We start from the raw sequence: 25,029 nt of genomic DNA on the forward strand, positions 1-25,029 counted from the left end.
GACCAACCCAGGCCCTGTGGGCGCTGGCTTGCCAGCGAAAGCGGTGTATCAGGCATCGGCGATGTTGGATGTACCGGCCCCATCGCTGGCAAGCCAGCTCCCACAGTGATTTTGGGGTGTTCGCCTGGTTTCCTGACCAACCCAGGCCCTGTGGGAGCTGGCTTGCCAGCGAAAGCGGTGTGTCGGGTAGCGGTGATGTGGGATGTGCCGGCCCCTTCGCGAGCAAGCTCGCTCCTACAGGGGATTTGTGCAGGTATTGCGGGTCAGAGCGGCAACGCCAGGATGTTGCTGCGCAAGCGTTCCAGCGTCTGGTCATCCAGCACCGTGGTCAGGTCCAGGCCCTCTTTGGCCTGGAATAGGTTCATCGCGTCCCGGGTCTGTTTGCCGACGATGCCGTCAATGGGGCCAGGGTGCCAGCCCAGGTACGTCAGATAGGTCTGGGCCATGCGGATCCTCAGGTCCGGCGTGCCGCCATAGGAAAACTTCTGGTAGGCGGCACTGAGCCGCAAGTCGTAGTTGTTGATGGCGTAATTGGGGCCGTTGTAGCGTCGGGCGAAATTCGCCCAGTCCTTGGCCCGCAATGCCGCCACCGATCCACCGCCGATCAGTTCGCCGACGGTGCACAGCAGTTGTTCGTTTTCGGACATCACCATGCGCTTGACCATTGCCTCGACGTCCGCCGAGCCGGTGGTGGTGTAGTTGAATCCCATGGTCTGCCCCAAGCCCCATGAAGCACTTTGCAGCGCCGCATTGCGGTTCAGGCGGATGGCCTGGTTCAGACGATCGTACTGATGATCCCCCGTAGCGCCATAATTACCGGGGGTTTTACTACTGATATCAGGGTGTTGCGCGTCAAACATCTGGTGGGTCAAGCGGCTGAATACATGTCGCTCGAAGAGGATTTTCGGACGGCGATCGGAAAAGTATCCGTTGCCGGAGGTTTCTACTGCCAGAACAGCCCACAATTGCGCAGCGCTGACTTTGGCCAGGTCCAATGCATTTTCCAGACCTTCGTCGTCAAGGGCCGCGCCATGGCTTCTGAATTCATCGCTCATGACGGCCTCCTTCGAAAATGGAAACGCGGGTGCACGCTTAAGCGTAGGTGCGCCGGGGCCGTGCACGCGCTTTTGCGATCATCGGCGCAGGCCGGTGGCGGGTGACGCTCAGGGTCTTTTGCTATACATTTTCCGCCCGCCCATTGCATGGTGATACCGCTTCATGTCTCTTGCGCTCGAACGTCTAGTCGCTGGCACGCCGATCCCTTTCGCCGGTAATCGTGTCACTGTGGTCAGCCCCGAACTGGCGGCACGCTTCCAGCCCGGAGACCATCTGCTGGTGGAGCAGGTCAGCGGCGAGTTGCTGTTGATTCCAGTGGTCGACCAGCAGGCGGCGGCGGTCGCGATCGAACGCGCCGAAGCGGCGTTTAGCGCGATGTCGGCGGTGTCGGATCAGGCGATCAGCCACTTCTTCGACCTGTTCGCCCAACGCCTGGAAACCCAGGATTGCTGGGCCTTGATCGAAGCGGCCAACCAGGCCGACATCGAGCGGGCCAAGACCCGTGGCCGTTCGACCACGCGCTTGCTGGCCGATGAGCGCATGCGCCGGGACATGATCGCGGGGCTGCGCGCCTGGCGCGATGCGTCGGCCACTCGCGGCAAAGTGATCAGTTGCGTCGAGCACGATGGCTGGAAAGTCGAGCAAGTGGTATCGCCGCTGGGCATCGTTGCGTTTGTCTTCGAAGGCCGGCCGAATGTTTTCGCCGATGCCGCCGGCGTCTTGCGCACCGGTAATACGGCCGTGCTGCGCATTGGCAGCGATGCGTTGGGCACGGCTCAGGCGATCGTCACCCATGCGTTGAATCCGGCGCTTGCCGACGCCGGGTTGCCGAGCGGTGCGGTGTCGCTGGTGGAAAGCGTCAATCACGCCGCAGGCTGGGCGATGTTCGCCGACCGGCGCCTGTCGCTGGCCGTGGCCCGTGGTTCGGGGCGTGCCGTCAGCCAGTTGGGCAGCATCGCGCAACAGGCCGGCACCGCCGTCAGCCTGCACGGCACCGGTGGTGCCTGGCTGATCGCCGATACCGATGCCGATGCCACACGCTTCACCCGCGTGGTGCGCAACTCCCTTGACCGCAAGGTCTGCAATACCCTGAACGTCTGCCTGATCCACCGCGACCGCGCCGCAGAGCTGGTGCCGCTGTTTCTCGATGCACTGCAACAGGCCGGCAAGGCCCGGGGCCAGGGCTGCAAACTGCACATCGTCGAAGGCAGCGAAACGTACCTGCCCGCCGATTGGCAAAGTGCAACCGTCGAGGTGTACCGCGCCGAAGGCTACCGCACCGAAGCCCTGGCCGAACCGCTGCCGGAAGATCAATTGGGCCGCGAGTGGGAATGGGAGGAAACCCCGGAAGTCAGCCTGAACATCATCGACGACCTGGACAGTGCCATCGCCTTGTTCAATCGCTACAGCCCGCAGTTCACCGTGTCGCTGATCAGTGAAGACGCGGCGGCTCAGGAGCGTTTCTACAACGCGGTCAATGCACCTTTTGTCGGCAACGGCATTACCCGTTGGGTCGATGGCCAGTACGCGCTCAACAAGCCGGAACTGGGCCTGTCGAACTGGGAGAGCGGGCGTCTGTTTGCGCGCAGCGCGATCCTGTCGGGCGACGGTGTGTTCACCATTCGCAGCCGCATGACCCAGACGGATCTGTCGGTCAAACGTTGAGTCGGCTCCCCGACCCCGGGGCGACGGCCGCACTATACTTAATGAGTGTCTGTATTGCCGTGGCGAGCACTCCAAAACGAATCAGATGTCCCATGACGCTCGCCTGAAAGGCAGAGGGCTGTACAGCAAATGGGACGGACAGCGCATCTGATAACGTGAAGAGGGTTGCAGCATGAAACTTCATTCGTTTCAACATTACTCTCAGGATCTGGAAAGGGGCGTTCACGACACGTGGATTACCACCAGGGTGAAGTCAGCCCTGGCAATGGTTGAACCCAGCCTTGGCCTGCAAATCCATGTCAAGACCCATGGGGGCACGGTGGCGTTGAGCGGTCGCGTCAACACCCATAAACAGTGTGAGCAGGCTGTCAGTCTGGCTCGTTCGGTTCAGGGCGTCGTCGAAGTCGATGCCCGGGACTTGCTGACTCACGTGTTCACACCGGGCAGCATTCCAGAACCACCCAACGCTGAAGAGGCCCCTGAAAAACGGTCACAATCGTCAACGAGGATGGACGATAAATAACCCTGTCGATCGTGTCGGTGCAGCGCTCCCGTGAGCCGGGAGCGCTGGGTCGATTGTCTCGCTGTCAGTGGGTTAAAACGTCAGGCTGCTGCTGCGGGTCGTGCTTGAATGGCACAGGTGTCCGGATACTCGGCGAGTGCCACGAAGCGGTGGCTGTTGGCATCCAGGGCGTCGACCGAACCGGTCTCGATGTCGTAAACCCAACCATGCAAATTCAACAGGCCTTTCTCCTGAGCCAGGCGTACGCTCGGGTGCGTCTGGATATTGGCCAGTTGCGCGATGACATTCTCCCGGACCATTGAACTCACCTTCGCCGCGTCACTCGCGTGAGGGCGGGATTCGTTGATGACTTTTGCCGACTCGGCGTGTTGCAGCCAGCCGCTCACGGCAGGCAGGTGATCCATGCAGGTGCACTTGGCGACAGCGGTCATCGCGCCGCAGTCCGAATGGCCGCAGATCACGATATCGGTCACTCCCAGCACGGCGACAGCGTACTCGACCGTGGCGGACACACCGCCAGGATGGGGGCTGTAGGAGGGCACGATGTTGCCGGCGTTCCGGATCACGAACAGCTCACCGGGCTCTTGCTGGGTCAGCAGTTCCGGCACGACTCGGCTGTCGGAACAGGTGATGAACAGGGTGCCTGGGTGTTGGGTGGTGGCCAGGTGCTTGAACAGATCGGTACGTTGTGGAAAGGCTTCTTTCTGGAACTTCAGGAAACCTTCGATGAGCGCTTTCATGGTTGCGTCCTCATGGATATGCCGGGTTTGGCCCGCACGGCGGTGCGGGCCGCTATCAACTCAGAAAGGACGCAGGGGCAGGAATTTGCCGTCGAGGGTGATCACCGCGCGGGAGCCGCCTTCCGGATCTTCGACTTTCTTCATGTCGAGCTTGAAGTTGATTGCACTGATGATGCCGTCGCCGAACTGCTCATGGACCAAGGCTTTCAAGGTGGTGCCGTAGATCTGGATCATTTCGTAGAAACGGTAGATGGTCGGGTCGGTCGGAACACCCGAGAGGCTGCCGCGCAGCGGGATGATCTGCAGGCGGGCCACGGTGTCGGCGTCCAGCTCGAGTTTTTCGCCGATTACTTTCGCCGCGCTTTGCGGCAGAGGGTGCTGGCCGAGCAGGGCAGCGGTGACGTAAGCCAGGCCCAGGCCAGTGCCTTGTGCCACGTCTTCGAAGGACAGGTTTTTGCGAGCCTTGGCGTCCAGGATTTTAGCGGTCAGTTCGAGGCTGGTGTCGTTGTAAGCGTGGGACTGTTGCATGGTGGATCTCCTGTTGCAGTGGGTAGCGCTTGGGTGTGGGCTCATCTTCTGCTGATCAACTCATAGCGTCCAAGACCGATATACAATGCAACGTATAAGTGTTGCCTATAGATGGAGATCCTATGCTGCTGCGTCATTTGCGTTACTTGCTGGCCGTCGCCGATAACGGCGGTTTCACCCGCGCCGCCGAAGCCTTGCACGTGTCCCAGCCCACCCTGTCGCAACAGATTCGGCAGCTGGAAGAAACCCTCGGTGTCAGCCTGTTCGACCGCAACTCGCGCACGGTCAAGCCGACCGACGCGGGCCAGGCCTACATTGAATGCGCCCGTCGGGTGCTGGTGGAACTGGAGGCGGGCAAGCGTGCGTTGCATGACGTGAAGGACTTGTCCCGTGGCACCTTGCGCCTGGCCATGACTCCGACGTTCATGGCGTATCTGGTGGGGCCGCTGGTGCGCGATTACGTGGCGCGGTACCCGAACATCCACCTGGAGATTTTCGAACTGTCGATGGACGACATCGAGGCCGGGCTGGCGGGTGATTCACTGGATATCGCGATTGCGTTCGATCAGGTGAGAAACGCCGAGATCGAGTCGATTCCGGCGTTTACCGAGACCCTGGCGCTGATGGTCGGTCGGGCGCACCCGTTGTATGAACGCCAGGAGGCATTGACCAGCGAAGAGGTGGCGCAACTGCAGTTCGCGTTGTTGACCCCGGGTTTCGTCACCCGCACTTGCATTGATGAGTACTTCGCTGAGGCCCAGATCACGCCGAAGGTGGCCATCGAGGTTAATTCGGTCAATACATTGCTGGAAGTCATTCGCCACACAGCCATTGCGACGATCCTTCCGGAACCCATCGCCACGGTGGAGCGGGCATTACGCAAGATTCCATTGGTGGGAGAGGCGCCCAAGCGTGGGGCGGCGTTGCTGCGGCGTAAAAACAACTATCACAGCGCTGCATCATTGGCGTTTTTGGAGTTGGTGTTGGGTAAGGATCTCTCATAACCACCTAATACCCCTGTAGGAGCTGGCTTGCCAGCGAAGAGGCCAGCAAGTTCAACATTGATGTTGGCTGACACACCGTCATCGCGGGCAAGCCCGCTCCCACAGGGACTGGAGTGATCTGATCATTTGTGTATCGGATTCAATAAAAAAGGCCTGCTCTTTGGGAGCAGGCCTTTTTTATTTAATAAGTCAGTAATGACTCATTTCAATTAGTACAACCGATCAATCACCCGAACTTCATTCTGATTCTGCAACGAGGCCCAAGCCTGTTTCAGCGTTTGTAGAACATTACCGATGAAGTCCTTGTCGGCCGCGGCTTTCTTGCCGACATAGCCCTGGCCGCGACGGTACATCTTCAGTCGGGCCAGCAGGTTCTGGTTGTTCTGGTCGAACTCCGCTTCATGGGTGTGGGGCGACAGGCAGTCGATATGAACGCTGCCCGATTTGCTGATCCAAAGAATATGGTTGTCGAGCGTATCTTTTTTCGCCGCGAACAGACGAGCCAGTTCTTCGATAGTCGGTTGATTGTTCAGATTCATCATAAAGCTCCCTTGACCAATTGGTGATCTTTCAAAGTTGATTCGCTAATACAAGTAGCCCATCGGTTAGTTGATCCCTGGCACCGAAACCAGGACGTCAGCAGTCGTCCGCCTATAGAGGCGAGGTCCTGCGTCTGTTGCATGTAGTCGTGTTGAATAACTGCTACGCAATAGCGTCACAACGAAGAGAAGCGGCGAAAACCTTCTGGCCCTGCCGACGTTTTCAAGGTCGGCCACAAGCTTCATGAGGATGGATCGCCAGCGCTTCTCGCCCTTGTACTGGACGTTCAGGCCAGGTCAGCTTCTTCAATCTGCCTTGTGGGCAGCGTGTATCCGGAAAAAACAGCTCGGCGGTCAGACGAGCTTGCTCAAACGTGTTGCCTGTACTCCCGATCGGGGAGACGTCTGCATCATGCAAGGGCAAATCGCAGGCGTCAACGGTTTTGTAGTGATTATTTTTGGTCACTACATATTGTCGGACAAAGCTGTGTGGAATTAGGGGAGGGGGGTAGAAAAGCACCCATCGAGGGGGGTGACGACTACATCGAAAATCGGTAAAGGGTGCAGGGTAGACCCTTGATTGACTGTTGATGCTGGTCAAAACCCTTTGGGCAAAAGTCTGGCATTACCCTGGTCCAGAACGCCCGAGCGCCAAGGTTCGCATCAAGATGCAAAATCTGCCATTGACCGGGGAAGCGACTCAAGAGGGTGGAAACGACAAACCTCGCGACACCCTGGCCACGAAAGCGCCGCGCAATAAACAGATAGCCGATGTTGTACCGGGCGCCGGGCAGGTGGGTCTCGTTGTCTACCGTTACGAAACCAGCCAATTCACCGTCGACACGGATCAGGAATGGTCGGGTCGCGGGGTTTCGCCAATAGTCTGGCAGGGGCTGAATATTGAAAAAGCCATGTTCCCCCAGCTTCAGTGGCAGCCACTCGCTGAAGTCATAGGTGTAGAACTGCATCAGGTTTTCGAGGGTTTCCAGTTCGTCGCGCTGGGCGGCGTGCAGTTCTATTGACGACATGGGAGGTGGCTCCTGAGACGCGATACCCCTCAGCCAAGGATAGCTCGGGCGACAATAACCCTGTGGCCTGATTCGCTTCAGACCTTGCTTGTCGGTTTCGCCGTTCGTTTGCTACCGGTTGATGTTTTGCGTTTAGCCGGTTTGCGCTTGTTTTTCCACGGTGTGGCGCCACGCCCCGCAGGGCTGGCCGGGCCGCTGATGGTCAGGCTCAGGCCGGCGCAACGGCTGACCTGCTTGCTCATCCAGGCGGCCTGCTTGGTCACGAATTCCTCGAGGCTCATTTCTCCGCTTTGCACCATGTCCAGAGCCTGCTCCCAGATAGCGGTGGTGCCCGGATCGGCAATCGCCCGCGGCACGGCATCGATCAGGCTGAACGCGGCCGGGGTTGCAGACAGTGCCTTGCCGTTCTTGACCAGATAACCGCGATCGAGCAGGCCCTGGATGATCGAGGCGCGGGTCGCTTCGGTGCCGATACCGGTGGTGTCCTTGAGCTTTTGCTTGAGCAGCGGATCTTCCACCAGCTTGGCCACGTTTTTCATGGCCTTGATCAAATCACCCTCGGTGAACGGCTTGGGTGGCTGAGTCCAAAGGTCCTTGAGCTGCACGCTGGCTACCGCACACTCAATTCCCTCCCTGAGGTTCGGCAAGGTCTGCGGTGCCGGTGCCTCACGTCCTTTGGCCGGTGCAAGGGCTTCGGGCAAGGCCCGTTTCCAGCCGGCTTCGACGATCTGCTTGCCGACCGCGCGCAAGGCTTCACCGGCGCAGTCGAAGTCGGCCTGGGTGCGATCGTATTCATGATTGGGCAGGAACTGCGCCAGATACCGCGCGCGGATCAGGGTGTAGACCGCGCGCTGCTTGCCCACCAGACGATCGAGGTTTTTCGCGGCAGCGGTGGGAATGATGCCATGGTGCGCGCTGACCTTGGCATCGTTCCAGGCCCGTGAGCGGCGTTGTGGTTCGAGGTGACCGTGCAAGGCGTCCAGCGTCGGATCGGCCTGGCGCAATGCCGCCAGAATGCCCGGCGCTTCGCTGTGCTGGCTCAGCGGCAGGTAGCCGCAGTCGCTGCGCGGGTAGGTGATGACTTTATGGGTTTCGTAGAGCGCCTGGGCAATATCGAGGGTTTCCTGGGCGCCGAGTCCGAGTTTCTTCGAACAGACTTCCTGCAGCGTGCCCAGGTCGAACGGCAGCGGAGCCACCTCACGCATGCGCTCGGTGCGCAGCTTGATGACCCTGGCGCTCGCAGCGCCCGTCATTGCCGCCGCTGCCTGCCGGGCCAGTGCCTGATTCAGGCAGCGATCCTGATCGTCGCAGGCATCGGAGGTCGCCCGCCATTGGGCGGTGAAGGTGGTGCCGTCATGCAGCAGTTGCACGTCGATAGCCCAGTAGGCGACCGGTACGAAATCGGCAATGCTGCGGTCGCGGTCTACTACCAGGCGCAGGGTCGGCGTTTGCACCCGGCCGACCGGTAATACGCCCTGATAGCCTGACTGGCGCCCCAGCAGGGTGAACAGCCGGCTCATGTTCATCCCGATCAGCCAGTCGGCCCGGCTGCGCCCCAATGCCGAATGGTAAAGGCTGAAGGTCTCGGCCCCCGGCTTGAGCGCGGCCAGGGCCTTGCGGATCGAGGCATCGTCCAGTGCCGACAGCCACAAGCGGCGGATCGGACCGCGATAACGGCAATGCTCCACCAGTTCCCGGGCGATCATTTCGCCCTCGCGGTCGGCGTCGGTGGCAATGATCAGTTCGCTGGCCTCGCCGAGCAGGCGCTTGACGGCCTTGTACTGGCTGGCCGTGCGCGGTTTGACGGTCATCTTCCATTTGTCCGGAATGATCGGCAGGTCGGCCAGCACCCACCGTTTGTAGCGCGCGTCATAGGCATCCGGCGGCGCGGTTTCCAGCAGATGGCCGATACACCAGGTCACCGTGACGTCCATTCCCAGCCAGCAGCCATCGCCGCGACGTTTGGCGCCGAGCACGGCCGCAATGTCTTTGGCCTGGGAAGGTTTTTCACAGAGGTACAGCCGCATAACCACCATCGTCGATCAGTGTCCGGGAGGTGCACAGAATGGCCGGAGATGGGCGCGGGGGCAATCTTTATCTGTATGAATATACAGTTGATGTGTTGCCATTTCAGGTGGTCCACACCTCCAGCGTGATGGCGCCGCGGTTGTTGAAGTACATCAACCTCGCGTCGTTGGCGAAGCAGAACAGTCGACCAGACGCCGGCGCAATCCAGCCCGTCGGCCAACGGCGACCGTCACCGATGGCAAAAAAGCTGGCGGGATCCTTGTCGATCGTTCCCACGAGCGTAAACCAGGTGGCGTCCGCCTCCTTGCAACGAATAAAGCGCTCGAAAAGCCGCAGGTTTGCCATGGGTGATCCGTTGGGATCATGGACCTGTGTCCAGTCGGTCCACGATCCCGATGCGCGGAAAAAATAGCGCTCGGCGGCGGTTATCTCCACAGATGTCTTGAACCAGGGGTCGCACGCCTGGATGTCCCCGCGATAAAGCAGCGTGCGAGCGCCTGGCGGTGCGATGGAGGAGTCCGGCATGTCATTCTCCTGGATCCGTCAGTAGTTGAGATTGACCACCGGCTGCTTCAGCTTCGTGCCAGGCACTTGCCTGAGAATCGTCAGCAATGCCGTGGTAATGACGTTTACGTCATTGTCGAACCCACCATGGGAGGTGTCCGCTTTGGTGCCCGCACCATAGTTCATTTTCTGATCGTTGAAGATATGCAGGGTATTGGCAAACTCTTCGGCAAGCCCGTTGCCCGTCGCGGCAAAACCTGACGGAATGTCTTTTGCCGGTTTCCCGTCCTTGCCCCAGTAGAAACTGTTCCACTGTTCGGTCATGTTCCTGGCGGCAATGTTCCACTCCGCCAGAGCGGGATCGGCGAAATCCTGGAAATCCTTGTCCAGGCTCTTGGCCATACCCAGCAGCGGCATGCGTTGCAGTTCTTCGTAGGCCCGGGACACGAGGTACAGCAGTGACTTGTGGTACACGCCGATGACATTGTCACTTTGTTCACGGTTATCGGACATCATGTGGATATGGAAATCCTTGCGCTTGAGTCCACCGGCCTCGATGACTTTGCGGTAGGTCTGGTTGGCGAAGTCGAGGGTGCAGGCGGGAGCCAGCAGCGTCGACGTTTCAACGGGCAAACCTCTGGCCCACAACAATTGAATCAGGCGTCCATTGATCAAGGAGCCCGCGGAATGTCCGATCAGGTGTAGCTCTACGTTCTTTTGGCCCATGTCACCGATCAGTTTTTTCAGCGAGTCGGCCATTTCCACCAGACCGCGCGGCGTAAAGCCTGCCACGGCGGCCGCATCGGCATTCTGCTTCATCTGACTCCACTGATCGCCCCCGAGTTTTTTGGTGGCCAGTTCCACTGTGCGATCCAGGCTTTCCAGGGCTTTGTCCTTGATGACTTTCAACACATCGCTGAATCCGCCAGCCTCGGGAAACAGTCCGGGCATCGTGTCATGGACGATGTCTTCCAGCGTCTCGAGCACACCGGTGCGCCAGGTGATGAACAAGGGATAAATGCCGTTTTCGAGGAAGTAGGGCGCCATCGCGCAAATCCGGTTGATGGAGTCCTGCTCGGAGTTGAGCCCGCCGTGGGTGAAAACTGCGATACGCAGGACGGAGGGTTTGTCCGCCGCAGGCAGTTTGTCGTACCAGGCGCGAGGTGATTCGTAGACGATTCGCCTGACGCCGGCGCTGACGTTTTCCACGTCGGTAAGACGGGGGCCGATGCTGCCATTGTTTTCCATCACGATGGTCAAGCCGTAGGCCTGATCGACGGTTAACAATGCAGGTCCTTTGCGGTCGGCGTCCCGATTGCTGGCGGTAAACAGCGAGAAACCTTCGCGCTTGGCGCTGGCACTTGAAAGGGCGCTGCGAAACGCTGATTGCACATCGGATCTGGAGCGCGAAGGGCGCGCATTGCGCGATATCGCGCCGTGTTCGATCGGCACGCCGAGGGCGACGGTCCACGCGTCGGTGCCGTTGGCGAGCCAGTCTTCGAAGGTCAGGATGGCAAAGCCTGCGAATCCCCAATCGGTCGACCAGGAGTTCTGCACGATGAACCCTTGGTGGGTGTAGCCGATCAATGCAAAGGCGTGTCCGCCCTCAGCCCTTGAGGGCCATTGAATGACCGGAAGTTGAGACATGTCCTGGAACTGCACCACCGGTTTTTTTTTGCTTTGAGGCTGCATCAATGCCCAACCCTGATGCACATTGGCCGAAACGTAAATCGCATTGGCTTCATGCAACGCCGCCATCATGGCAGTGATGTCATCTTTCTCGACGCGGTAGTAAACCCCTAGCGGGCGGGTCACGGCGTCGGCTGCCCAGCTCGGGTCCGGCGCTTCAAATGCCGGAACCGAGCCGTCGGCCTTCACGGTATAAGGCCACAGTTCCTCGGCGCAGACGCCGTGCTTGTGCCATCCCTTCAAGGCTCCGCGACAACTGGAGCCCGTGTAGTCTTCGCCCGGCCATTCGTCATACAGCTTGGCCAGGTGATAGAGCTGGCGCGGGCTGGTCTTGGGGGACGCACGGTCGTTTCTCCACAATAGATAGTTCACCACGGCTGCCAGCCCGAAGCCGGTGCACGCACCCTCGTTGCCTTGATTGAGTACCAGGCCACGGCCCAGATAAGCCGAAAATTGGCTGACAATGTCGCTTTGCGCAGGCCAGGTTGCCGGCAGCGACTGGACCCGAGGCGTAAACATGCGATCGCGCAGGTCCAGGCGGTCCGGCCGGGCGTCCAGGGTGATGACTTTCTGGTTGAGAGAGAAGGTTGTGGCAGGCATGTGGGGGTCCTCAGCGACTGAGATTCGCAACCCCACGCCACGACTGCGTACCTGCGCAGTAGGGATGTAAACGGTTTATAGATCGTAGACGAAATTCCCCCGGGGCCAGGATTCATCGTTCAATCCCGCGCAAAGTCCCGTTCGGCTGCGAAGACGTTGTGAATGCGAAACTTGGGTTATACCTGATACATCGTGGTCTCAGGTTTTGGGGCTGCTGCGCAGCCCATCGCTGTAGGAGCGAGCTTGCTCGCGATGAACGATAACGCGGTCAATCATCGTCATGAGGAACGTATTCCATGAAAAGCACCGGTCCTAGTCCTGTCATCACCATTGCCGAGCAGCCCGGCTGCCTGTTGGTGAAATTTCACGGTATCCAGGTGGCCGCGTCTTCGCGGGCACTGGTGCTGCTGGAGGCCAATTACCCGCCGGTGTATTACGTACCGCGAGAAGACATCGACGAAAAATATTACGCCCGGACCGATCACACCAGTTATTGCCCCTACAAGGGGGATGCCAGCTACTTCAGTCTGCAGGTTCCCGGGCATGAAGGCGCCAATGCGGTGTGGAGCTACGAGAATCCCAAGGTGTCTGTCTCGCAGATTCGCGAATACATGGCGTTTTATCCGGATCAGGTGAAGTTCGAGATCGTTGAACTCGAGGAGTGATTCACAAACCACTGTGGGAGCGAGCCGGCTCCGGGCGGCGTTCCGACGAAAGCGGTGTATCAGGCGACATTAACGTCGACTGACACGGCCTATTCGCGAGCAGGCTCGCTCCCACAGTTCACATCAGTTTTTGTCCAGATCCACGTTCCGCGTCTCACGCAGGCAAATCATCCCCACCACCAGGCTCACCCCGGTAATCAGCACCGGGTACCACAGCCCGTAGAAAATATCCCCGGTGTACACCACCAGCGCAAACGACACGGTTGGCAGGAAGCCACCAAACCAGCCATTGCCGATGTGGTAGGGCAGGGACATCGAGGTGTAGCGAATGCGGGTCGGGAACAATTCGACCATCAGCGCCGCCAATGGGCCGTAGCACATGGCGGAGATGATGATCAACGCGACGATCAGCGCCACGATCATCGGTTTGTTGATCTGCTGCGTGTCGGCCTGTTGCGGGTAGCCGGCGAGGGTCACCGCACCGCGCAGGGCAGCCTCGTCGAAGCCGTCGATCTTCACGTCGCCGACACTCACCTGCACGCCGCTGCCAGTCGGGGCGGCGGCGCTGTTGTACGGCAGACCCTGCTTGACCAGGAAGGTCTTGACCTTGTCGCAGGGGCTATCAAATTTCGCCTTGCCCACCGGGTCGAACTGGAAGGTGCAAGTGGCCGGGTCGGCCAGCACAGTGATCGGTGCCTGACGGCTGGCCTGGTCGATGGCCGGGTTGGCGTAGTGGGCCAGGGTCTTGAAGATCGGGAAGTACAGGGCAGTGGCCAGCAACAGGCCGAGCATCAGCACCGGTTTACGCCCGACCTTGTCCGACAGCCAGCCGAAGAAAATGAAGAACGGCGCGCCGATGGTCACGCTGACGATCAGCAGGCCATTGGCCACGGCCGGGTCCATTTTCAGGAACTGGGTGAGGAAGAACAGCACGTAGAACTGTGCCGCGTAGAAGGTCACGGCCTGCCCGGCATTGATGCTGAACAGGGCGATCAACACGACCTTGAGGTTTTCCCATTTGCCGAAGGAGTCGCGGATCGGCGACTTGCAGAGTTTGCCTTCTTCTTTCATTTTCACGAAGGCCGGCGACTCGTGCAGGCTCAGGCGAATCCAGGTCGAAATGCCCAGCAGGATGATCGAAAACAGGAACGGAATGCGCCAGCCCCAGACTTCGAACTGATCGCCGGTGAAGTAGCGGCAGCCCAGCACCACCAGCAGCGACAGCAACAGGCCGAGGGTGGCGGTGGACTGAATCCAGCTGGTGTGGAAGCCGCGTTTGCCGATGGGCGCGTGTTCCGCAACATAGGTCGCGGCACCACCGTACTCGCCGCCCAGGGCCAGGCCCTGGAGCATGCGCAGCGCCACGAGGATGATCGGCGCGGCGATGCCGATGCTGGCGTAGTTCGGTAACAGGCCGACGCAAAAGGTCGCCAGGCCCATGAGGATGATGGTGGCGAGGAAGGTGTATTTACGTCCGATCATGTCCCCCAACCGGCCGAACACCAGGGCGCCGAACGGCCTGACAATGAAACCGGCGGCGAAGGCCATCAGGGCAAAGATGAACGCCGTGGTGTCGTTGACCCCGGCGAAAAACTGCTTGCTGATCACCGCCGCGAGGGCGCCATAGAGGAAAAAGTCATACCACTCGAAGACCGTGCCGAGTGACGAGGCGAAGATGACTTTCTGGGTTTCCTGACTGGTGCCCGCGCTGCGCACGGCTTCCAGGGGCTGAACATGTTCTGACATATCGGTATCCCTCACAGTGATTGTTTTTGTTGTTCCACTGTCGGCGCCTGCCTTGTGGGCGGGTGCCGCTACTTCGATGTATCGGGTGTACTCGTTACTTGTAGGAGCGAGCCTGCTCGCGATGGTCGTCAACGATAACGCTATAAACCTGACATCCACGTGCGTGCTCAGGTTCATCGCGAGCAGGCTCGCTCCTACAGGGGGCGTGCAGGATTCAGGGATGTGCGACCAGTTCCATTGTCTGGGTGATGCTCCTTGTGTCGGGGTTGAGGATCAGTTGCGCAGCCTTCTCCGCGATCATCAGCGTCGGCGAACAGGTATTGCCCGAGGTGATGCGCGGCATGATCGAGGCGTCGGCGATGCGCAGGCCGGGGACGCCGTGGACGCGCAGTTGGGCATCGACCACTGCATCCGCATCGTTGCCCATGCGGCAGGTACCGACCGGATGGAAAATCGTGGTGCCGATCCGCGCGGCGGCTTCGTGCAGTTGTTCTTCGCTTTGCAGGCTGTCGCCGGGCAAGTATTCGACGGGCTTGAACGCTTGCAGGGCCGGCGCGGCAACGATGCGCCGGGTCAGGCGAATGGCGTCGGCGGCAACGCGCAAGTCTTCCGGATGGCTCAGGTAGTTGGGCTGGATCAACGGTGCTTCTTGTGGATTCGCGGAGCGGATTTCCACCTTGCCTCGACTTTGCGGACGCAAGTCGCAAACCGATGCCGTGAACGCCGGGAAGGCATGCAGCGGTTCGCCGAAGCGCTCCAGGGACAACGGTTGCACGTGGTACTCAAGATTGGCCGAAGTCTGCTCCGGCCCCGAGCGGGCGAAGGCGCCCAGTTGGCTTGGCGCCATGGACAGCGGGCCACTGCGGTCGTACAGATAACGCAGGCCCATGCCCATCTTGCCCCACAGGCTGCCGGCAATCTGATTGAGCGTGCGGGCATTTTCCAGTTTGTAGATCAGCCGCAATTGCAGGTGATCTTGCAGATTGCCGCCCACGCCAGACAGTTCATGAATGACGCCGATGCCCAGGCGTTGCAACAGCGGGCGAGGGCCGATCCCTGATCGTTGCAGGATGCTCGGCGAACCGACGGAGCCGGCGCACAGGATGATTTCCTTGCGCGCCTTGAAGGTTTTCGCCTGACCCTGCCAGCGGACACTGACCGCCGAGGCGCGGGCGTTTTCCAGTAGCACGCGGTCGACCTCGACCCCGGTCAGCACGGTCAGATTCGGGCGGTGGCGGATCGGCTTGAGAAACGCCTTGGCCGCGTTCCAGCGGATGCCGGCCTTCTGGTTGACCTGGAAATAGCCGCAACCTTCATTATCGCCCTGGTTGAAGTCATCGATGCTGGCAATGCCGCTTTGCTCGGCGGCACTGCGGAAGGCATCGAGAATCGGCCACGACAGGCGCTGGCGTTCCACTCGCCATTGGCCGTCGGCACCATGAAACTCGGACGCCCCGGCAAAGTGATTTTCGCTTTTCTTGAACAACGGCAGTACGTCCTGCCAGCGCCAGCCGGGGTTGCCATCGGCGGCCCAGCGGTCGTAATCGCCGGCCTGGCCGCGCATGTAGATCATGCCGTTGATCGACGAGCAGCCACCCAGCACTTTGCCGCGCGGATAACTCAAGGCACGGCCTTGCAGGCCGGGTTGCGCTTCGGTCTTGTAGCACCAGTCGGTGCGCGGGTTGCCGATGCAAAACAGATAACCCACGGGGATGTGAATCCACGCATAGTTGTCGCGGCCACCGGCTTCGAGCAGCAGCACCCGGTGTTGCGGGTCGGACGATAGCCGATTGGCCAGCAAACAACCGGCCGGCCCGGCGCCGACCACGATGTAGTCGTATTCATCAAGGGCGGTTTGCATCCCTGACCTCGTGTTGTTGTTCTTGTTGTGTTCCATCCTAGTTGTTAGCTTTCGTTTAAAGAATGTTAGTTTTTACCCAGCTGCTGTGCGTTTTTAAACAGCGTCTTCAATGGCCGAGTTCAAGGATGATTCATGTTCGACTGGAATGACCTGCGGTTTTTTCTGGAGTTGCAGCGCAGCGGGCGGTTGCTCACTGCGGCCCGCCGCCTGAACACCACCCATGCCACGGTGGCACGGCATATCGAGGCCATCGAAAAGAGCCTCGGCACCGCGCTGTTCGTGCAGCATGCCCAGGGCTATGAGCTGACACCGGCCGGCGAGGCGCTGCTCAAGCACGCCGAAGCCATGGAAAACGTCGCGCTGCTGGCCCAGGAGGAAATCACCCAATCCACGGCGCCGCTGGGCAAGATCCGCGTCGGGGTCACGGAAGGGCTGGGCATCATGTTTCTCGCCAGCCGCATGAACGGCCTGTTCGAACGTTATCCGGGCCTGGAGGTTGAGTTGGTGGCGGTGCCGCGCTTCGTCAGCATCCTCAACCGAGAGGCGGAAATCAGCATCCACCTCGAACGCCCGGCCGCCGACATGCTGGTCACGCGCAAACTCACCGACTATCGCCTGGCGCTGTATGCCAGCCAGGATTATCTCGACAAGGCGCCACCGCTGGTCAATCGAGAAGACCTGGGCCGGCATGCCTGGATCGGTTACGTCGACGACCTGCTGTTCAGCCAGGAACTGATGTTCCTCAACAGCTTCTGCCGCAACCCGCAGGTGGTCTTCCATAGCACCAGCGTGATCGCCCAGCAACAGGCCGCCCGCGCGGGCCTGGGCATCGCCGTGTTGCCGTGCTACATGGCCAGCGCCGACCCCGGGCTGGTGCCGCTATTTGCGGATGAAAGCATCCTGCGCAGCTATTGGATCAGCACCCGCCGCGAGCTGCACAAATCCGTGCGATTGCGGGTGATGTGGGATTACGTGGTGCAGTTGTGTGAGCGTGAACAGGATCTCTTGCTGGGTGCACAACCCTTGTAGGAGCAATGCTTGCTCGCGATCAACGATAACGCGGTGTGCCTGAATTGACGCTATCGCGAGCAAGCTTTGCTCCCACAGAGTGCCGGGTCGTGTTTCAAGGAAGGATTTCGAACGCCGTGCTCGCCAGCCGTTCGCCATTCACCAATACATGCACCGCATGCGTGCCGGCGTAGTGCCGGCGGGTGGTGAGTGCCTTGATGTGCTGGCTACGGGCGATGGATTCGGTGGCATTGCCCGGCAGGGTCAGGGCCTTGAGCTTGAACACCTTCGACGAGGTGCTGCCATTGGCTTTCACGTAATCGATGGCGTAGTCGATCACCAGGCGCTGGCTGGCCTCGACCGTGGATTTGACGGCGAAAGACAGGGTGATTTTCTCTCCCAGGCCAATCACTGGCGGGTTGACCTGCACATCGATGATCTCGACTTCAGGCTTGCCACCGGCTCCCATGATCGCCAGCGCCCGCTGATTGCCTTGCTTGATCAGGCTGCGCAGGGCGTGCCGGGCAATCCAGGCGGTGTGCTTGTTGTCCAGTGACCAGCCCTCGATCAGATCAAGCACCCACTCGGGATGCTCCTTGGTGATGTCGTTGAGGTGGTTGGCCACGGACTTGCGCACGTACAGACTGGGATCGGCCTTGAGGTTGTCGAGAATGTTTGCGGCGAGACTCGGGTCGGCCTGAATCCGCTCCAGGCGAAACGACCATGGCAGGCGCGGGCGGCAACCTTCGCTGGCCAGGCGCCGGACATGCTCGTTGTCATCCAGCGACCAGTCGTGCATCAACTGCAGTGAACGCTCGAAATTGTTGCGCAGGAATGGGCGGACCGCGAACTCCGAAGAGCCGAACGCGGTGAAGTACTTGAGAGCCTCCATGGACAACTCGAACCGGTCTGCGCCGTAAGTCGCCACGTAATGCGGCAGGCACATGCTGACAAAGCCGCTGTTGAGGCGCGGGGCGAGGGCGCGCAACATCTCCAGCGACGCTTCATAGTCCAGCGGCAATACCGCATGCAGGCATTCGCTGACGCGGGCCATGCGCTGCATCACCGACAGATCCGCCAGCCCCGCCTTGGCCAGTTTCAGGAACGCCTTGGCGTCGAAGTCGGGATAGACCGCGGTCATCTCGATGGCGATGTGCTCGAGGCGCTCGGCGTTGAAGATTTCCTTCAGGGCGGGGGAGGATTGGTCGGCCAAAGCAGTGTCCTTGAAAATTGGGTTCGTCTGATAAACCGCGTTATCGTTCATCGCGGGCAAGCCTTGCTCCCACAGGTTTCGCGTTCACTGTGGGAGCAAGGCTTGCCCGCGATGAGGCCATCACAGCCGCCTCATTTTTTACCGGCTTGCTCTTCCAGCTGATCCGACTCAAACAACCGCGCCAGTTCCGCCCGTGCTTCCTGCGCCGTCTGCATGACTTTCGCCGCATCGTCGTAGATCGCATGCTGGGCTTCGAGTACCTGTTCGTCGTGATGCTTGAAGCGCTTGATCCGCGCATCGGCCTGGGCCTGGGTCAAGCCCAGGCCGATCAGCGTCTGCCGGCTCATTTCCAGGCTCGAATAAAAGGTTTCGCGAACGGCGTGGGCACCCACGTCCACCAAACGATGCACATGCTGGCGGTTACGGGCACGGGCGATGATCTTCATGTGCGGGTAGAGCTTGTGCACCAGCTCGGCGGTCTTGATGTTGGTGTCCGGGTCATCGGTGGCAATCACGAAGAACTCGGCTTGCTCGACCTTGGCCGCGCTGAGGATTTCCGGGCGCATCGGGTCGCCGTAGAACACCGGCACACCGCCGAAACTGCGGGACAGCTCGATGGTTTCCACCGAGGTGTCGAGGGCGACAAACTTGATGTTCTGTGCCCGCAGGATCCGCGCCACGATCTGGCCCATACGGCCCATGCCGGCGATCACTACGCGGGGCGCATCGGTATCGATTTCGCGGAATTTCTCCGGCACCACCACCGGTTGCACCTTGGGGCTGACCAGACGCGCGCATGCCAGCAGCAGCAAGGGTGTGACGGCCATGGACAGGGTGATGGCCAGCACCAGCAAGTCGTACAGGCGCGGTTCGAACAAGCCTTGATCGCGGCCAATCTTGAACACCACAAAGGCAAACTCACCTCCGGCCGCCAGGACGATGCCCAGGCGAATGGCGCTGACTTTGCTCAAGCCCCCGGCCAATCGGCCCACAATGAACAGTAACGGCAGCTTGATCGCGATCAGCAGCAGGGTCAGGCCCAATACCGTGATCGGCGCGCTCAGCAGCAGGCTCAGGTTCGCGCCCATGCCGACACTGATGAAAAACAGACCCAGCAACAGGCCCTTGAACGGTTCGATTTGCGCTTCCAGCTCATGACGGTACTCGGAGTCCGCCAGCAGCAGGCCAGCGAGAAACGCGCCGAGGGCCATGGACACCCCGACCAGATCCATCAGCCATGCGGTGCCGATCACCACCAGCAGCGCGGTGGCGGTAGACACCTCCGGCAAACCGGTTTTTGCCACCACCCGGAATACCGGACGCAACAGATAACGGCCGCCGATCACCACCACAGCGATACTGCCCAGCACCCGCAAACCATGGTTCACATCTTGCGCCGCGCTGGCGTTGTGATCGACGCCGGCCAGCAACGGCACCATGGCGATCAACGGGATCGCGGCGATGTCTTGAAACAACAGAATCGCGAAGGCCAGTCGCCCATGGGGGCTGGTCAGTTCCTTGCGCTCGGCCAGGCTTTGCAGGCCAAACGCGGTGGACGACAGGGCCAGCCCCAGGCCCAGCACGATCGAGCTGTTCAAGGGTTGGCCAAACAGAAACAGCGCCACCACGCCAATCACCGAGCCGGTCAACAGCACTTGCGCCAGACCTACGCCGAATACCGATTTGCGCATCACCCACAGGCGTCGCGGCGACAATTCCAGGCCGATGATGAACAGCAGCAGCACCACGCCGAGTTCCGAGATGTGGCTGACACTGCTCGGGTTGCCGATCAGGCCCAGCACCGAGGGGCCGATGATCACCCCGGCAAACAGATAACCCAGCACCGCCCCCAGTTGCAGGCGTTTAGCCAGGGGAACGGTGAGGACTGCCGCGAACAGAAACACGACGGCGGCTTGCAATAGATTGCCTTCATGGGGCATGGGAAAAACTCCATTTACTCGGTAAGGCGGGGGCGACAAGGATAAAGGCTGAGGCTTCGTGCGTCAGCTTTGGCCGTGCATCGTTGTTGGCTGACAGGCCGTCATCGCGAGCAAGCTCGATCCCACAGAGGCGGGTGTCGGTCACAAAATGTATAAACGTCACCCAACAACTGTGGGAGCGAGCCTGCTCGCGATGGCGGCCTGACATGCACAGATGATGTTACATTTTGCATTAATTGCTTACATTCATAGACCAATCGGATCAATCGGATTCGACCCCGGGTGCGCACCATGGCCATCAATTTCGACCTCAACGACCTGCAAGCCTTTCGCGCGGTGGTCGAGCAGGGCAGCTTTCGCAAGGCTGCCGATGCCGTGCGCATCTCTCAGCCAGCCCTGAGCCGACGGATAGAAAAGCTGGAGGACGCCCTCGGCGTGAGATTGTTCGATCGAACCACGCGCAAAGTCAGCCTGACCCAGGCCGGGCGCGGTTTCATTCCCAACGTCGAGCGTCTGCTGGACGATCTGGACGTGGCGTTGCTGGGCATCAGTGAAGTCGCTTCGACCCGACTCGGCCATGTCACCGTCGCCTGTGTGCCGTCGGCGGCGTACTACTTCATGCCGCGGGTCATCGCTCACTATCACCGGCAATTTCCACGAATCAAGGTCAAGGTGCTGGATTCCAGCGCTCACGAAGTGCTGAGTGCGGTGGTCAACGGCGAGGCGGATTTTGGCCTGAGCTTCATGGGTACCCTTGAGGCCGAAGTGGATTTCGAGCCGTTGGTGCAAGAGAGTTATGTGGTGGCCTGCCGACGCGATCATCCGTTGGCCGGGCGCACCAGCGTGACCTGGGACGAGTTTTATCAGCAGGACTACATCTCGCTGGGCAAGACGTCGGGCAACCGCTTTCTGCTGGATCAGGCGCTGGCCCGGGTGGTGCCGCAGCGGCAGAGCATCTGTGAAACCCTGCACGTGACGACCATGATCGGCCTGGTGGAAGCGGGGCTGGGCGTGGCGGCGGTGCCGTTGATGGCGATGCCGGCTGCGGACCACCCGATTCTGACGCGGGTGACGCTCACCGACCCACAGGTGATGCGCAGTGTCGGACTGATCAAGCGCCGGGGGCGCACGCTGACCCCGGCCGCCCTGGCGCTGGAGCGCCTGGTGGTGGAAATGAAAGTCGTGCCGCCGACCCTCAGTGACTGACCGAGTCCAGCCCAGTGGCTTTCACATCCGCCTGAGCCTGGGCCGAAGCCATGAACGCCAGCAGCGCCTTGGCCTCGGCCGGGTGTTGCGCGCCCACCGGAACACCCGCGGCAAAACGGGTGACCGATTGCACCGACTCCGGAATCTTCGCCACAAAAGTCACTCCTGGCACCGGCAGCAACTCGCTGACCTGCTGGAATCCCAATTGATAGTCGCCAGTGGCAACCACGGAGGCCACGGGGATTTTCGGCACCATCGTCGACTTGGCTTTGAGCTGATCCTCGATGCCCAGGCGTTTGAACAATTGCTGTTCGATATACACGCCGCTGGCGCTGTCTGAATAGGCGACTGACTTGGCGTCGAGCAATGTCTTTTTCAGACTGTCGACGGAACTGATGTCCGGCTTGGGCGCGCCTTCGCGAACCACCAGGCCGATCCGTGAGTCAGCCAGTTCGACCCGGGATGCCGGATCGACTTTGCCTTGCTTGATCAGATCGTCCAGCGCGTAGCCGACCATGATCACCACGTCGGCTCGTTCTCCCCGGGCGAGGCGGTTGGGGATCGCTTCCGGGGCTTTGCCCATCGACGGGCCGAGGGCCGTGTCGAGGGTGTTGCCGGTGGAGGCGGCGAACTTCGGGCCGAGGATCTTGTAGGCGGCGGTGAAGCCACCGGAGGTCATCACGCGAATCTCTTGCGCATGGGCGACAGCGCTCACGCTGATGAGCACCGCCAGGGCCGCGACATTAAATAGCTTCTTCATGGGCATTCTCGAACAGGGCAGGTTCACGACAGGGCCGGTTGCAGGCGACCACTGGCACGGCGATAGAGAAACAGCGTCGCGCACAACGCGCAGAGTGCCGCGAAACTCATCCAGTAGCCGGGCGCAGCCTTGTCGCCGCTGTACTGGATCAGCAACGTCGACATCGCTGGGGTGAACCCGCCAAAGACTGCGGTAGCCAGGCTGTAGGCCAGGGAGAACCCCGCGACCCGCACCTCCACCGGCATGATTTCAGTCAGCGCCGGAATCATCGCGCCGTTGTACAAACCGTAAATGAACGACAACCACAGCAGCACCAACAGCATGTTGAGGAAGCTCGGCGCCTGCACCAGATACGACAGCGCCGGGTAGGTCGAAGCGAGTGCCAGCAGAGACATGGCAATCAACACCGGACGCCGCCCGATGCGGTCCGACAACGCGCCACCGATCGGCAGCCAGAAGAAGTTCGAGACACCCACCAGCAAGGTCACCAGCAATGCATCGGATGTGCTCAGGTGCAGCACCGTCTTGCCGAAAGTCGGCGCGTACACGGTGATCAGGTAGAACGCCGTGGTGGTCAGGGCCACCATCAACATGCTGGCGATGACGATCACCCAGTTCTGTGCCAGGGTGCGGAACACTTCGGCCATGCTTGGCCGGTGTTTGCGCGCGGCGAATTCTTCAGACTCTTCCAGGTTACGGCGCAGGAAGAAGATGAAGGGCACGATCATGCAGCCGACGAAAAACGGAATCCGCCAGCCCCAGTCGGCAATCACCGCTGGCGCCATCCATTGGTTCAGGCCATAGCCCAACGCAGCCGCGACGACGATCGCCACTTGCTGGCTGCCCGACTGCCAACTGGTGAAAAAGCCTTTATTGCCAGGCGTCGCGATCTCCGAGAGATACACCGAAACACCACCCAGTTCCGCGCCGGCCGAGAAGCCCTGTAGCAAGCGGCCAATGAGCACGAGCGCGGGGGCGAACAGGCCGATGGTTTCATAACCGGGCACCAGTACGATCAGGATCGTGCCGCTGGCCATGATCGACAACGTCACGATCAAGCCTTTGCGTCGGCCCACATCATCGATGTACGCACCCAGCACCACGGCACCCAGTGGACGCATCAGGAAGCCTGCGCCGAATACGGCAAAGGTCATCATCAGCGAGGCGAATTCGCTACTGGCCGGGAAGAACACGGCAGCGATTTGCGTGGCGTAAAAACCGAAGAGGAAGAAGTCGAACTGTTCAAGGAAGTTACCCGAGGTAACCCGGAAAATCGCACTGGCGCGGGAGCGTCCGCGTGGGATTGAGGCTGTCATAGATAAGTACTCCACCGCTTTTATGACGTGCGTCGCCTGGACGCGGCGCACGGTTCTTATTGGGGCGGATAGTGGAGCAGGGGGAGCGATATGTTAATTGCATAGTTGGCATGCATTGATGCGCGGGGTGGATCAATGTAGCTGTGTCGTATGGGCGGATGCCATCGCGGGCAAGACTTGCTCCCACAGAAGCATCACTGCGATCTGTGGGAGCAAGGCTTGCCCGCGATGAGGCCCTGCCAGTCAGCATTCATGTTGGATGAAACACTGCCTGCTCACCCAACCGATACTGATTGTTCCCGCTGCGCTTGGCCTCATACATCGCCAGGTCGGCAATGTGGATCAGCCGGTCCATGCTGGGTGCATGGTCGGGGAATACGGCGACGCCCAGGCTGGTGCCGATGTGGCGCTGGTCATTGCCGATGGTCACGGGCGGGGAGAGTTCGACGAAGATTTTCTGGCAGATGCTGCGGGCTTCATCCTGCAGGCAGATGCCTTGGGGCAGGCCCTGGAGAATGACCACGAATTCGTCGCCGCCGATCCGGGCGACGGTGTCGGCGGTGTTCAGTATTTTTTTCAGCCGTGTGGCGGTGGTGATCAACACACGGTCGCCGGCCGCATGTCCGTAGCGGTCATTGATGGCCTTGAAACCGTTAAGGTCGACAAACACCAGTGCCACCCTGGTGGCGCTGACTCGCGCCTGTTCCAGTGCATCGGACAGGCGTTCCTCCAGCACCAGCCGGTTGGGCAATCCGGTCAACGGGTCGAAATGGGCCAAGTGTTGCAGGTAGCTGGCCGAGGCTTTTTCCTCGGTGATATCGCGCACCACGCCCATCATCTTGATGGTTTCATCGTGATTGTTCTTGACCACATTACCGGTTTCCCGCAGCCAGCGGATGGTGCCGTCGGGCCAGACCACGCGGTATTCCTCGTCGTGGTTTTCGCCGGTTGCCAGGCAGCGCAGCTCGCCGGCCCGGACCCTGGCCCGGTCGTCCGGGTGCACACAGGCGCAAAACAGGCTGTAGGAGGGGGTCACTTCGCCGATCCTGAACCCGAACATGGCGTAGATTGCTTCGGACCAGTAGAGCTTGTCGGTGTCGACATCCCAGTCCCAGGTGCCGATGCGGGCGAAGTACTGGCTGCGCTTGAAGCGCTCGACGTCACCGTCCTGGCGGATGTTATGGCCCTCGGCCAGGTCATTGATGATCGAGCGATATTCGGCCAGTTGCCTGCGTAACCCGCGCTCGCGACCGATCAACACGACGATCAAAATGAGCATCATCGAGCCGATGGCGGCGCTGGTCCAAAGCAATATCATTCGAAGATTGCCATCATGGCGTAGTGAACCGTGTGGAGAAGTGGGGGTTAGCTTAGTTCAGCCTAACTTCGGCAAACAGCGGCAAACCATCG

21 protein-coding genes are annotated in these 25,029 nt (G+C 60.4%); 6 read left to right on the forward strand and 15 right to left on the reverse strand.

The annotated features are described in order from the left end of the window. Positions 1-263: 263 nt before the first annotated feature. Positions 264-1,055, reverse strand: a complete 792-nt coding sequence (locus GPL81_RS18815; RefSeq protein ID WP_160107922.1) for an N-acetylmuramidase domain-containing protein — start codon at positions 1,053-1,055, stop codon at positions 264-266. 163 nt (positions 1,056-1,218) lie between these two features. On the opposite strand from GPL81_RS18815, the gene GPL81_RS18820 reads away from it, so the two are divergent. Together GPL81_RS18820 and GPL81_RS18825 are read left to right on the forward strand one after the other, a co-directional pair. Continuing rightward, positions 1,219-2,721, forward strand: coding sequence for an aldehyde dehydrogenase family protein (locus tag GPL81_RS18820; RefSeq protein ID WP_160107923.1), 1,503 nt, complete (start codon positions 1,219-1,221; stop codon positions 2,719-2,721). A gap of 172 nt (positions 2,722-2,893) precedes the next feature. Beyond that, entirely contained in the window at positions 2,894-3,244 is a 351-nt protein-coding gene (locus GPL81_RS18825; protein ID WP_160107924.1) for a BON domain-containing protein, read from the forward strand. Between the two features lie 80 nt (positions 3,245-3,324). On the opposite strand, the gene GPL81_RS18830 is transcribed toward GPL81_RS18825, so the two are convergent. Together GPL81_RS18830 and cynS are read right to left on the reverse strand one after the other, a co-directional pair. After that, positions 3,325-3,984 carry a carbonic anhydrase gene (locus GPL81_RS18830; protein WP_160107925.1) on the reverse strand — a complete coding sequence of 220 codons (660 nt, stop codon included), beginning with the start codon at positions 3,982-3,984 and terminating at the stop codon, positions 3,325-3,327. Positions 3,985-4,044: 60 nt separating this feature from the next. Next, complete coding sequence (gene cynS, locus GPL81_RS18835; protein ID WP_160107926.1) at positions 4,045-4,512, reverse strand: cyanase; 468 nt, start codon at positions 4,510-4,512, stop codon at positions 4,045-4,047. Positions 4,513-4,634: 122 nt separating this feature from the next. On the opposite strand from cynS, the gene cynR reads away from it, so the two are divergent. Next, entirely contained in the window at positions 4,635-5,516 is an 882-nt protein-coding gene (gene cynR, locus GPL81_RS18840) for a transcriptional regulator CynR (RefSeq protein ID WP_160107927.1), read from the forward strand. A gap of 209 nt (positions 5,517-5,725) precedes the next feature. On the opposite strand, the gene GPL81_RS18845 is transcribed toward cynR, so the two are convergent. From GPL81_RS18845 to GPL81_RS18865, 5 genes are all read right to left on the reverse strand, one after another. Continuing rightward, complete coding sequence (locus GPL81_RS18845; protein WP_096510833.1) at positions 5,726-6,055, reverse strand: hypothetical protein; 330 nt, start codon at positions 6,053-6,055, stop codon at positions 5,726-5,728. 539 nt (positions 6,056-6,594) lie between these two features. After that, a complete protein-coding gene (locus GPL81_RS18850; protein WP_160107928.1) occupies positions 6,595-7,083 on the reverse strand; it encodes a GNAT family N-acetyltransferase in 489 nt (162 codons plus the stop codon). 77 nt (positions 7,084-7,160) lie between these two features. Further along, the gene (locus tag GPL81_RS18855; protein WP_178122611.1) at positions 7,161-9,110 is read right to left on the reverse strand and encodes a DNA topoisomerase III; all 1,950 of its coding nucleotides are present in this window, start codon (positions 9,108-9,110) and stop codon (positions 7,161-7,163) included. Positions 9,111-9,213: 103 nt separating this feature from the next. Next, a complete protein-coding gene (locus tag GPL81_RS18860; RefSeq protein ID WP_160107930.1) occupies positions 9,214-9,636 on the reverse strand; it encodes a hypothetical protein in 423 nt (140 codons plus the stop codon). An 18-nt stretch (positions 9,637-9,654) separates the two neighbouring features. After that, a complete protein-coding gene (locus tag GPL81_RS18865; RefSeq protein ID WP_160107931.1) occupies positions 9,655-11,904 on the reverse strand; it encodes a C1 family peptidase in 2,250 nt (749 codons plus the stop codon). A 296-nt stretch (positions 11,905-12,200) separates the two neighbouring features. Between GPL81_RS18865 and GPL81_RS18870 the strand changes: the two genes are divergently transcribed. Continuing rightward, entirely contained in the window at positions 12,201-12,569 is a 369-nt protein-coding gene (locus GPL81_RS18870; protein ID WP_121101967.1) for a DUF427 domain-containing protein, read from the forward strand. 123 nt (positions 12,570-12,692) lie between these two features. On the opposite strand, the gene GPL81_RS18875 is transcribed toward GPL81_RS18870, so the two are convergent. Then, positions 12,693-14,315, reverse strand: a complete 1,623-nt coding sequence (locus tag GPL81_RS18875) for an MFS transporter (protein ID WP_160107932.1) — start codon at positions 14,313-14,315, stop codon at positions 12,693-12,695. Positions 14,316-14,529: 214 nt separating this feature from the next. Then, positions 14,530-16,176 (reverse strand): GMC family oxidoreductase, encoded by a 1,647-nt coding sequence (locus tag GPL81_RS18880; RefSeq protein WP_160107933.1) that lies wholly within the window; start codon positions 16,174-16,176, stop codon positions 14,530-14,532. A gap of 132 nt (positions 16,177-16,308) precedes the next feature. Between GPL81_RS18880 and GPL81_RS18885 the strand changes: the two genes are divergently transcribed. Next, positions 16,309-17,205 carry a LysR family transcriptional regulator gene (locus GPL81_RS18885; RefSeq protein ID WP_096510848.1) on the forward strand — a complete coding sequence of 299 codons (897 nt, stop codon included), beginning with the start codon at positions 16,309-16,311 and terminating at the stop codon, positions 17,203-17,205. Positions 17,206-17,299: 94 nt separating this feature from the next. Here GPL81_RS18885 and GPL81_RS18890 read toward each other — a convergent pair whose 3' ends face one another. Next, entirely contained in the window at positions 17,300-18,397 is a 1,098-nt protein-coding gene (locus tag GPL81_RS18890; RefSeq protein ID WP_160107934.1) for a DNA alkylation repair protein, read from the reverse strand. A gap of 131 nt (positions 18,398-18,528) precedes the next feature. After that, on the reverse strand, positions 18,529-20,337 hold the full coding sequence (locus tag GPL81_RS18895) for a monovalent cation:proton antiporter-2 (CPA2) family protein (protein ID WP_160107935.1): 1,809 nt from the start codon (positions 20,335-20,337) through the stop codon (positions 18,529-18,531). 291 nt (positions 20,338-20,628) lie between these two features. Here GPL81_RS18895 and GPL81_RS18900 point away from each other — a divergent pair, with 291 nt between their 5' ends. After that, positions 20,629-21,543, forward strand: a complete 915-nt coding sequence (locus GPL81_RS18900; protein WP_160107936.1) for a LysR family transcriptional regulator — start codon at positions 20,629-20,631, stop codon at positions 21,541-21,543. Here the strand turns inward: GPL81_RS18900 and GPL81_RS18905 are convergent. From GPL81_RS18905 to GPL81_RS18915, 3 genes are all read right to left on the reverse strand, one after another. Then, a complete protein-coding gene (locus GPL81_RS18905) occupies positions 21,533-22,303 on the reverse strand; it encodes a substrate-binding domain-containing protein (RefSeq protein ID WP_160107937.1) in 771 nt (256 codons plus the stop codon). The genes GPL81_RS18900 and GPL81_RS18905 overlap by 11 nt on opposite strands. A gap of 23 nt (positions 22,304-22,326) precedes the next feature. Beyond that, positions 22,327-23,619: an MFS transporter gene (gene tcuC / locus GPL81_RS18910; RefSeq protein WP_160107938.1), complete on the reverse strand. Its 1,293-nt coding sequence runs from the start codon at positions 23,617-23,619 to the stop codon at positions 22,327-22,329. A 250-nt stretch (positions 23,620-23,869) separates the two neighbouring features. Continuing rightward, positions 23,870-24,937, reverse strand: a complete 1,068-nt coding sequence (locus tag GPL81_RS18915) for a sensor domain-containing diguanylate cyclase (RefSeq protein WP_160107939.1) — start codon at positions 24,935-24,937, stop codon at positions 23,870-23,872. Positions 24,938-25,029 lie beyond the last annotated feature (92 nt).

The sequence above is a fragment of the Pseudomonas izuensis genome (assembly GCF_009861505.1).
GTDB classification, from domain to species: Bacteria; Pseudomonadota; Gammaproteobacteria; order Pseudomonadales; family Pseudomonadaceae; genus Aquipseudomonas; species Aquipseudomonas izuensis.

Coding starts and splice junctions, on each gene's coding strand:
- GPL81_RS18815 (WP_160107922.1), bottom strand. CDS start 1,055: ATGAGCGATGAATTCAGAAGCCATGGCGCGGCCCTTGACGACGAAGGT.
- GPL81_RS18870 (WP_121101967.1), top strand. CDS start 12,201: ATGAAAAGCACCGGTCCTAGTCCTGTCATCACCATTGCCGAGCAGCCC.
- cynS (WP_160107926.1), bottom strand. CDS start 4,512: ATGCAACAGTCCCACGCTTACAACGACACCAGCCTCGAACTGACCGCT.
- GPL81_RS18905 (WP_160107937.1), bottom strand. CDS start 22,303: ATGAAGAAGCTATTTAATGTCGCGGCCCTGGCGGTGCTCATCAGCGTG.
- GPL81_RS18875 (WP_160107932.1), bottom strand. CDS start 14,315: ATGTCAGAACATGTTCAGCCCCTGGAAGCCGTGCGCAGCGCGGGCACC.
- GPL81_RS18820 (WP_160107923.1), top strand. CDS start 1,219: ATGTCTCTTGCGCTCGAACGTCTAGTCGCTGGCACGCCGATCCCTTTC.
- GPL81_RS18895 (WP_160107935.1), bottom strand. CDS start 20,337: ATGCCCCATGAAGGCAATCTATTGCAAGCCGCCGTCGTGTTTCTGTTC.
- GPL81_RS18900 (WP_160107936.1), top strand. CDS start 20,629: ATGGCCATCAATTTCGACCTCAACGACCTGCAAGCCTTTCGCGCGGTG.
- GPL81_RS18860 (WP_160107930.1), bottom strand. CDS start 9,636: ATGCCGGACTCCTCCATCGCACCGCCAGGCGCTCGCACGCTGCTTTAT.
- GPL81_RS18850 (WP_160107928.1), bottom strand. CDS start 7,083: ATGTCGTCAATAGAACTGCACGCCGCCCAGCGCGACGAACTGGAAACC.
- GPL81_RS18845 (WP_096510833.1), bottom strand. CDS start 6,055: ATGAATCTGAACAATCAACCGACTATCGAAGAACTGGCTCGTCTGTTC.
- cynR (WP_160107927.1), top strand. CDS start 4,635: ATGCTGCTGCGTCATTTGCGTTACTTGCTGGCCGTCGCCGATAACGGC.
- GPL81_RS18915 (WP_160107939.1), bottom strand. CDS start 24,937: ATGATATTGCTTTGGACCAGCGCCGCCATCGGCTCGATGATGCTCATT.
- tcuC (WP_160107938.1), bottom strand. CDS start 23,619: ATGACAGCCTCAATCCCACGCGGACGCTCCCGCGCCAGTGCGATTTTC.
- GPL81_RS18830 (WP_160107925.1), bottom strand. CDS start 3,984: ATGAAAGCGCTCATCGAAGGTTTCCTGAAGTTCCAGAAAGAAGCCTTT.
- GPL81_RS18825 (WP_160107924.1), top strand. CDS start 2,894: ATGAAACTTCATTCGTTTCAACATTACTCTCAGGATCTGGAAAGGGGC.
- GPL81_RS18855 (WP_178122611.1), bottom strand. CDS start 9,110: ATGCGGCTGTACCTCTGTGAAAAACCTTCCCAGGCCAAAGACATTGCG.
- GPL81_RS18880 (WP_160107933.1), bottom strand. CDS start 16,176: ATGCAAACCGCCCTTGATGAATACGACTACATCGTGGTCGGCGCCGGG.
- GPL81_RS18885 (WP_096510848.1), top strand. CDS start 16,309: ATGTTCGACTGGAATGACCTGCGGTTTTTTCTGGAGTTGCAGCGCAGC.
- GPL81_RS18865 (WP_160107931.1), bottom strand. CDS start 11,904: ATGCCTGCCACAACCTTCTCTCTCAACCAGAAAGTCATCACCCTGGAC.